This is a genomic window from Sphingomonas elodea ATCC 31461 (assembly GCF_000226955.1).
GTDB lineage: Bacteria > Pseudomonadota > Alphaproteobacteria > Sphingomonadales > Sphingomonadaceae > Sphingomonas > Sphingomonas elodea.
The window spans coordinates 58,952-65,505 of sequence record NZ_AGFU01000061.1 but is presented as its reverse complement, the minus strand read 5'-3'; the positions used below and the strand labels follow the sequence as shown (position 1 = coordinate 65,505).

Annotated in this window: 6 protein-coding genes; 2 read left to right on the top strand and 4 right to left on the bottom strand. The window is 67.0% G+C overall.

Annotated features, from left to right (window positions below):
• Positions 1-52: 52 nt before the first annotated feature.
• Genes KK7_RS0115640 through aspS form a run of 3 tightly spaced genes read right to left on the bottom strand, consistent with a single transcriptional unit; the run spans position 53 to position 3,673 of the window.
• The gene (locus KK7_RS0115640) at positions 53-829 is read right to left on the bottom strand and encodes a polyphosphate kinase 2 family protein (protein WP_010545592.1); all 777 of its coding nucleotides are present in this window, start codon (positions 827-829) and stop codon (positions 53-55) included.
• 8 nt (positions 830-837) lie between these two features.
• The gene (locus KK7_RS0115635; RefSeq protein WP_010545591.1) at positions 838-1,854 is read right to left on the bottom strand and encodes a 2-hydroxyacid dehydrogenase; all 1,017 of its coding nucleotides are present in this window, start codon (positions 1,852-1,854) and stop codon (positions 838-840) included.
• Positions 1,855-1,870: 16 nt separating this feature from the next.
• Positions 1,871-3,673: an aspartate--tRNA ligase gene (gene aspS, locus KK7_RS0115630; protein ID WP_010545590.1), complete on the bottom strand. Its 1,803-nt coding sequence runs from the start codon at positions 3,671-3,673 to the stop codon at positions 1,871-1,873.
• Between the two features lie 147 nt (positions 3,674-3,820).
• Between aspS and rnd the strand changes: the two genes are divergently transcribed.
• Together rnd and KK7_RS0115620 are read left to right on the top strand one after the other, a co-directional pair.
• Positions 3,821-4,996: a ribonuclease D gene (rnd, locus tag KK7_RS0115625; RefSeq protein ID WP_010545589.1), complete on the top strand. Its 1,176-nt coding sequence runs from the start codon at positions 3,821-3,823 to the stop codon at positions 4,994-4,996.
• A complete protein-coding gene (locus tag KK7_RS0115620; RefSeq protein ID WP_010545588.1) occupies positions 4,993-5,283 on the top strand; it encodes an I78 family peptidase inhibitor in 291 nt (96 codons plus the stop codon). The genes rnd and KK7_RS0115620 overlap by 4 nt, the downstream gene beginning before the upstream one ends.
• Positions 5,284-5,290: 7 nt before the next feature.
• Here the strand turns inward: KK7_RS0115620 and KK7_RS0115615 are convergent, their stop codons facing one another.
• Complete coding sequence (locus KK7_RS0115615) at positions 5,291-6,523, bottom strand: SAM-dependent methyltransferase (protein WP_010545587.1); 1,233 nt, start codon at positions 6,521-6,523, stop codon at positions 5,291-5,293.
• Positions 6,524-6,554: the final 31 nt, after the last annotated feature.

The window sequence follows — 6,554 nt, the reverse complement described above, 5'->3', positions numbered from 1 at the left end:
CTCCACCATGCTGCGCATGGTCCCCCTCCCCGTGCCGGGGAGGAATTGAGACTTAGAACTTGCCCAGCGCTTCGGTGGCGACCTTCACCACTTCCGGGTCGAGTTCCGGGGGGACCATCGGCACGTGCTTTTCCAGCTGCTCGGCAATGGCGGTCAGCGCCGCGATCCGCGCGGCTTTCTTGTTGTTCCCGTCGATCACCGTCCAGCGGGCATGCGGCGTGTCGGTCTCGTGGAACATCTCGTGCATCGCGTCGAGATAGTCCGCCCGGCGCGCCCGGTTGCGGAAGTCGTCCATGCCGGTCTTCCAGCGCTTCCACGGATGGCTCAGCCGGTCGCGCAGGCGCTTGTCCTGGGTCTTCTGGGTCACGTGCAGGAAGATCTTGATGAGCGTCGCGCCGTTATTGACCTGCTGCGCCTCGAAATCGTTGATCTCGGCATAGCCGCGCCGCCAGTCGGTCTCGCTGGCATAGCCCTCGACCCGCTCGACCAGTACCCGGCCGTACCAGGTGCGATCGAACACCGCGATGTTGTGCTGGGCGGGCAGCCGCTGCCAGAACCGCCAGAGGAAATGGTGCGACAGTTCCTCCTGGGTCGGCGCCGAGATCGGCCAGACCTCATAGTACCGCGGATCCCACTCGGCGGTGAGTCGCTTGATCACCCCGCCCTTCCCTGCCGCGTCCCAGCCCTCGAGCGCGATGATCGCGCGGCGCTTGTGGATGATGTGGGCGGTCTGGATATGGCTCAGCCGCTTCTGGAGCTTGGCGAGTTCGGCTTCGTACTCGCCGTCGAAACGGTCGCCGGCCTCGTAGTCGGAAAGATCGATGGTCATGGCGCTGCTCAACGCGGTATGGCGACCAAGGCTGCATCGACACGGTTGGCGAGCGGCCGCCCGGCTTCAAACTCGGCGATGCTGGCCAGCGTCGTCTCCGCGATGGCGGACAGCGCCTCTTCGGTGAGGAACGCCTGGTGGCCGGTCACGAGCACGTTGGGGAAGGTGAGCAGCCGCTGGAACAGATCATCGGCGATGATCTCGTTGGACAGATCCTCGAAGAACAGGTCGGCTTCCTGCTCGTACACGTCGAGGGCGACCGCACGGACCTTGCGCGCCTTGAGGCCGTCGATCAGCGCCGCCGTGTCGATCAGCGCGCCGCGGCTGGTGTTGACGATAGTGAGGCCGTCCTGCGCCTCGGCAATCACCCTCGCGTCGATCAGCCGGTGGGTATCGGGCGTGAGTGGGCAATGCAGCGTGACGATCTCGGCGGTGCGCAGCAGCTCGTTGCGCGGCACGTAGCGGACGCCGATCGCCTCCAGCTCGGGATCGGCATGGAGATCGCTCGCCAGTACCGTACAGCCGAAGCCGGCGCATAATGCACGGGCGACCAGCGCGCCGATCTTGCCGGTGCCGACCACGCCGACGGTGCGGCCATGAAGGTTGCGGCCGATCAGCCCGTCGAGCGCGAAGTTATTCTCCCGCACCCGCGACCAGGCACGCGGGATCTGGCGGTCGACCGCGAGCAGCAGCCCGACGGTGAACTCCGCCACGGCATGGGGCGAATAAGCGGGCACCCGCACCACGGCGATGCCCAGCCGCTCGGCCGCTACGAGATCGACATTGTTGAAGCCCGCGCAGCGCAGCGCCACCAGCCGGACGCCAACCTTGGCCAGCGCCTCCAGCACCGCCCCGTCGACGCCGTCGTTGACGAAGACGCACACCGCCTCGTGGCCCGCCGCCAGCGGGGCGGTGAGCGTATCGAGGCGGGGTTCGAGAAAGGTCAGGTCGTGGCCGAAGCGCGCGTTCGCTTGCGCCAGGAAGCGGCGGTCATAGGCCTTGGTGTTGAACACCGCGACGCGCATGACCGCCGGCCTCCGCTCAGCCGGCCTTGGGGCCGTCCACGCCCGGCGCCAGGCGGATGTGCAGTTCCTTGAGCTGCTTGTCGCTCACCGCCGACGGCGCGTGCATCATCAGATCCTCGGCCTTCTGCGTCATCGGGAAGGCGATCACCTCGCGGATGTTCGGCTCGTCGGCGAGCAGCATCACGATGCGGTCGACACCCGGGGCCGAACCGCCGTGCGGCGGCGCGCCGAACTTGAAGGCGTTGATCATGCCCGAGAAGTTGGTGTCGACATCCGCCTGCGTATAGCCGGCGATCTCGAACGCCTTGTACATGATCTCCGGCTTGTGGTTCCGGATCGCGCCCGAGGACAGCTCGATGCCGTTGCAGACGATGTCGTACTGATAGGCGAGGATGTCGAGCGGATCCTTGGTCTCCAGCGCCTCCAGCTCGCCCTGCGGCATCGAGAAGGGGTTGTGGCTGAAGTCGATCTTCTTCGCGTCCTCGTCATATTCGAACATCGGGAAGTCGACGATCCAGCAGAACTCGAAGCGCTTCTTGTCGATCAGCTCCAGCTGGTCGGCGACGCGGGTGCGCGCCAGGCCGGCGAGCTTGGCCGCCTGGGCTTCCTTGCCGGCGGCGAAGAAGATGCCGTCGTTCGGACCCAGGCCCATCGCCTCCGCGATGGCCTTCATGCCGTCCTGGCCATGGTTGTTGGCGATCGGGCCGCCGAACACGCCGTCCTTCTGCGTCGCATAGCCGAGGCCGGGGAAGCCTTCGCCTTGCGCCCAGCTGTTCATGTCGTCGAAGAACTTGCGGCTCTTCTCATGGGTGCCCGGTGCCGGGATCGCGCGGACGACGTCGCCGCCTTCGACGATCGCGGCGAAGCGGCCGAAGCCCGAGCCCTTGAAGAAGTCAGACACGTCGGTGATGACCAGCGGGTTGCGCAGGTCGGGCTTGTCGTTGCCGTATTTCAGCATCGATTCGCGGTACGGGATGCGCTTGAACGGCAGCGCGCTGACGGTGCGGCCCATGCCCTCCCAGTCGGCGAATTCCTCGAACACGCCGTGCAGCACTGGCTCGATCGCAGCGAACACGTCGTCCTGCGTCACGAAGCTCATCTCGAAGTCGAGCTGGTAGAATTCACCTGGGCTGCGATCGGCACGGGCATCCTCGTCGCGGAAGCAGGGCGCGATCTGGAAGTAGCGGTCGAAGCCGGCGACCATCAGCAGCTGCTTGAACATCTGCGGCGCCTGCGGGAGCGCATAGAACTTGCCCGGATGGACGCGGCTGGGGACCAGATAGTCGCGCGCGCCCTCGGGGCTCGACGCGGTGAGGATTGGCGTCTGGAACTCGGTGAAGCCCTGGTCGATCATCCGCCTACGGAGCGACGCGATCACGTTCGAGCGCAGCAGGATGTTCTTGTGGACCTTCTCGCGGCGGAGATCGAGATAGCGGTTCCGCAGGCGGATCTCTTCGGGATATTCCTGATCGCCGAACACCGGCATCGGCAGGTCGGCGGCGGCCGACTGGACGGTCACCTCCGCCGCGCGGACCTCGATCTCGCCGGTCGGCAGGTTCGCGTTCACCACGCTGGCATCACGCGCGACGACCGTGCCGGTGACGGTGATCACCGATTCGGAGCGGAGCGACTCGATCGCCTCGAACGCCGGGCCGCTCGCATCGGTGACGATCTGGGTGATCCCGTAATGGTCGCGCAGGTCGACGAACACCAGGTCGCCATGGTCGCGCTTGCGGTGCACCCAGCCCGACAGGCGGACGGTTTGCCCCACGTCCGCGGAGCGGAGCTGGGCGCAGGTGTGCGTGCGATAGGCGTGCATGTGGCTGATCTTCTCACCTTGTCGTCATCCCCGCCAGGGCTGGCGGTGCCGGAACGGGCCGGCGCGACGATATTGAAACACTATGACCGCGCGCATTCCGGTCACACCCCACTTTTGTCAACCCGAAGACCGGTATATGGGCGTCAGATGCACATTCATGGTCTGATCGAAGACAGCGTCACCCTCGCCGATCTCTGCAAACGCCTCGCGAAGTCCGACTTCATCACGGTCGACACCGAGTTCATGCGCGAAAACAGCTACTGGCCCGAGCTCTGCCTGATCCAGGTGGCGAACGACAAGGAGGCCGCGGCGATCGATCCCAAGGCCCCGGATCTCGACATGGGGCCGCTGCTCGACCTGCTGACCGACAATGAGGAGGTGCTCAAGGTCTTCCACGCCGGCGGCCAGGACATCGAGATCGTCTACAACCTCACCGGCAAGACCCCGCACCCGATGTTCGACACCCAGGTCGCCGCGATGGCGCTCGGCCAGGGCGAGCAGATCGGTTATTCCAACCTCGTCGACACCTATCTCGGCATCGTCGTCGACAAGGGCGCGCGCTTCACCGACTGGGCACGCCGCCCGCTCGACAAGCGCCAGATCGATTACGCGATCGCCGACGTGACGCACCTTTCCAAGATCTTCCCCAAGATGCTGGAAAAGCTGCGCAAGTCCGGTCGCGGCGTTTGGCTCGACCAGGAGATGGAGCGCATCTCCGACCCCGAGAATTATCGCAACGATCCCGATCAGGTGTGGCAGCGCGTCCGCATCAACAGCCGCAAGCCCGAGGTGCTCGGCCGCCTCAAGGCGCTGGCCCGCTGGCGCGAACTGGAGGCGCAGGGCAAGGACCTGCCGCGCGGCCGCATCGTCAAGGACGAGACGCTGGCCGACATCGCCGCCAACCCGCCGCGCAAGCAGAGCGACCTGGCCAAGGTGCGCGGCCTTTCCGCTGCCTGGGCGGGCAACGACATCGGCGGGCGGATGATGGCGGCGATCGCCGACTCGAAGCCGATGCCGGCTGACGAGATGCCCGGCCGCGAAGAGCGCAAGCCGGCGCTCGGCAAGGACGGCGCGCTGGTCGCCGATCTCTTGAAGCTACTGCTCAAGATCCGCGCCAAGGAAGTGAACGTCGCCCCGCGCCTGCTCGCGCGGTCCGAGGACCTGGAGGCGCTCGCCGCCGGGGTCCGCAAGGATCTGCCGATCCTCGAGGGCTGGCGCTACGAGCAGTTCGGCCGCGACGCACTGGCGCTGGTGGAAGGCCAGCTCGGCTTCGCGGTGCGCAACGGCAAACTCAAGATGAGCCGCACCGAAGACCCTGCATGATCGGGCGCATCGCCCTTCTCGCCCTGGTTGCCGGCACTGCGGGCTGCGCCCCGCAGAAGAAGGCCGAACCGCTGCCGGCGATGGTGGAGTGCGATGCGAATCGGGTGCTCTACCTGAAGGGCAGGCAGCGCGCCGCAATCGACGAGAGCGAAGCGCTGCGCCATTCGGGCGCCCGGCGCCTGCGCTGGATCGAGCCGGGCTCGGCGGTGACGATGGACTTCCGCGTCGACCGACTGAACCTGCACGTCGACAAGACCGGCATCATCACCGACGCGCGCTGCGGCTGAGGCGGGGTCAGCCCCGCTTGACCAGGGTGAGCTGGATCACGTCGATCCCACCGCCCCGGAAGCCACCCTCGCAATACATCAGATAGTAGCGCCACAGCCGCACGAAGCGATCGTCGAACTGCGCCGGCAGCAGCCCGGCGGCTGCGGCAGCGTCGAAGGTCTCGCGCCAGCGCCGCAGCGTCTCGGCATAATCGAGCCCGAAGGCATGGGCATCGCGCCATTCGAGCCCCTCGGCCTCGGCGAGCGCGCGGAGCTCACTTTCCTTGAGGAGCAGGCCGCCGGGGAAGACATAGGTCTGGATGAAGTCGACATTGCGGGCATAGCCCTCGAACATCGCGTCGTCGAAGGTGATGACCTGGAGTGCGGCCCGCCCGCCCGGCTTCAGCGCCCTGGCGATGGCCGATACGTAGGCCGGCCAGTATTCGCGGCCCACCGCTTCGGCCATCTCGATGCTGGCGACGGCGTCATACCGGCCGGTCACGTCGCGATAGTCGGTGAGGCTGAAGCGGGCGCCGTCCATGCCGGCGGTGCGCGCCTCGGCCCAGGCCTTCTGCTCGGTGGAGAGGGTGATGCCGTGGACCTTGCGTCCTTCCCGCAACGCCAGTTCGGCGAAGGAGCCCCAGCCACAGCCGATCTCCAGGATCGTGTCGCCCGGGCCGGTCGCGGTCCGGTCGAGGATGGCCTGCAGCTTGCGATCCTGCGCCACCGTCAGCGCCTCGTCGGCGTCGCGGAAGATCGCGCTGGAATAGCTCATGCCGGGATCGAGCCAGCGCGTGTAGAAATCATTGCCGAGATCATAGTGGAAGGCGATGTTCTTGCGCGATCCGCCGCGATGGTTGCGCCGCATCCAGTGCATCAGCCGCCGCGGCAGCAGCGACAGCCCCCGCGACCGCGCCTGCGCGGCGAGCCCCGCCCGGTTGCGGCTGAACAGCGCGAACAGCTGCACGGGATCGGGGCTCGACCACTCGCCCTTCTCCCACGCCTCGTACCAGCCCGCAGATCCGCCGGTCGCCAGCCGTACCAATGCCCGCCAGCTGTGGAGCGTGACCACCGCCGCAGGCCCGACCGCCCCGCCGCCGAGCAGCCGCACCTGACCGTCGGGGGTGACGACTTCGAGGCTTCCCTCGGCAATGCCGCGATCAAGCCGGTCGAGCTGGCGATGAAAGAAGGGGCCGACAAGAGCCAGAGGCCCCGAGCCGCGTGCGGCGACTCGTACGGTATCCTGCGCCGGAGCGTTCATCCGCCGAAACATGCACGGCTGATCGCGCCGG

Excerpts from the sequence above, each read along its gene's own strand:
- KK7_RS0115640 (WP_010545592.1), bottom strand. The coding sequence starts at position 829 with ATGACCATCGATCTTTCCGACTACGAGGCCGGCGACCGTTTCGACGGC.
- KK7_RS0115635 (WP_010545591.1), bottom strand. The coding sequence starts at position 1,854 with ATGCGCGTCGCGGTGTTCAACACCAAGGCCTATGACCGCCGCTTCCTG.
- aspS (WP_010545590.1), bottom strand. The coding sequence starts at position 3,673 with ATGCACGCCTATCGCACGCACACCTGCGCCCAGCTCCGCTCCGCGGAC.
- rnd (WP_010545589.1), top strand. The coding sequence starts at position 3,821 with ATGCACATTCATGGTCTGATCGAAGACAGCGTCACCCTCGCCGATCTC.
- KK7_RS0115620 (WP_010545588.1), top strand. The coding sequence starts at position 4,993 with ATGATCGGGCGCATCGCCCTTCTCGCCCTGGTTGCCGGCACTGCGGGC.
- KK7_RS0115615 (WP_010545587.1), bottom strand. The coding sequence starts at position 6,523 with ATGAACGCTCCGGCGCAGGATACCGTACGAGTCGCCGCACGCGGCTCG.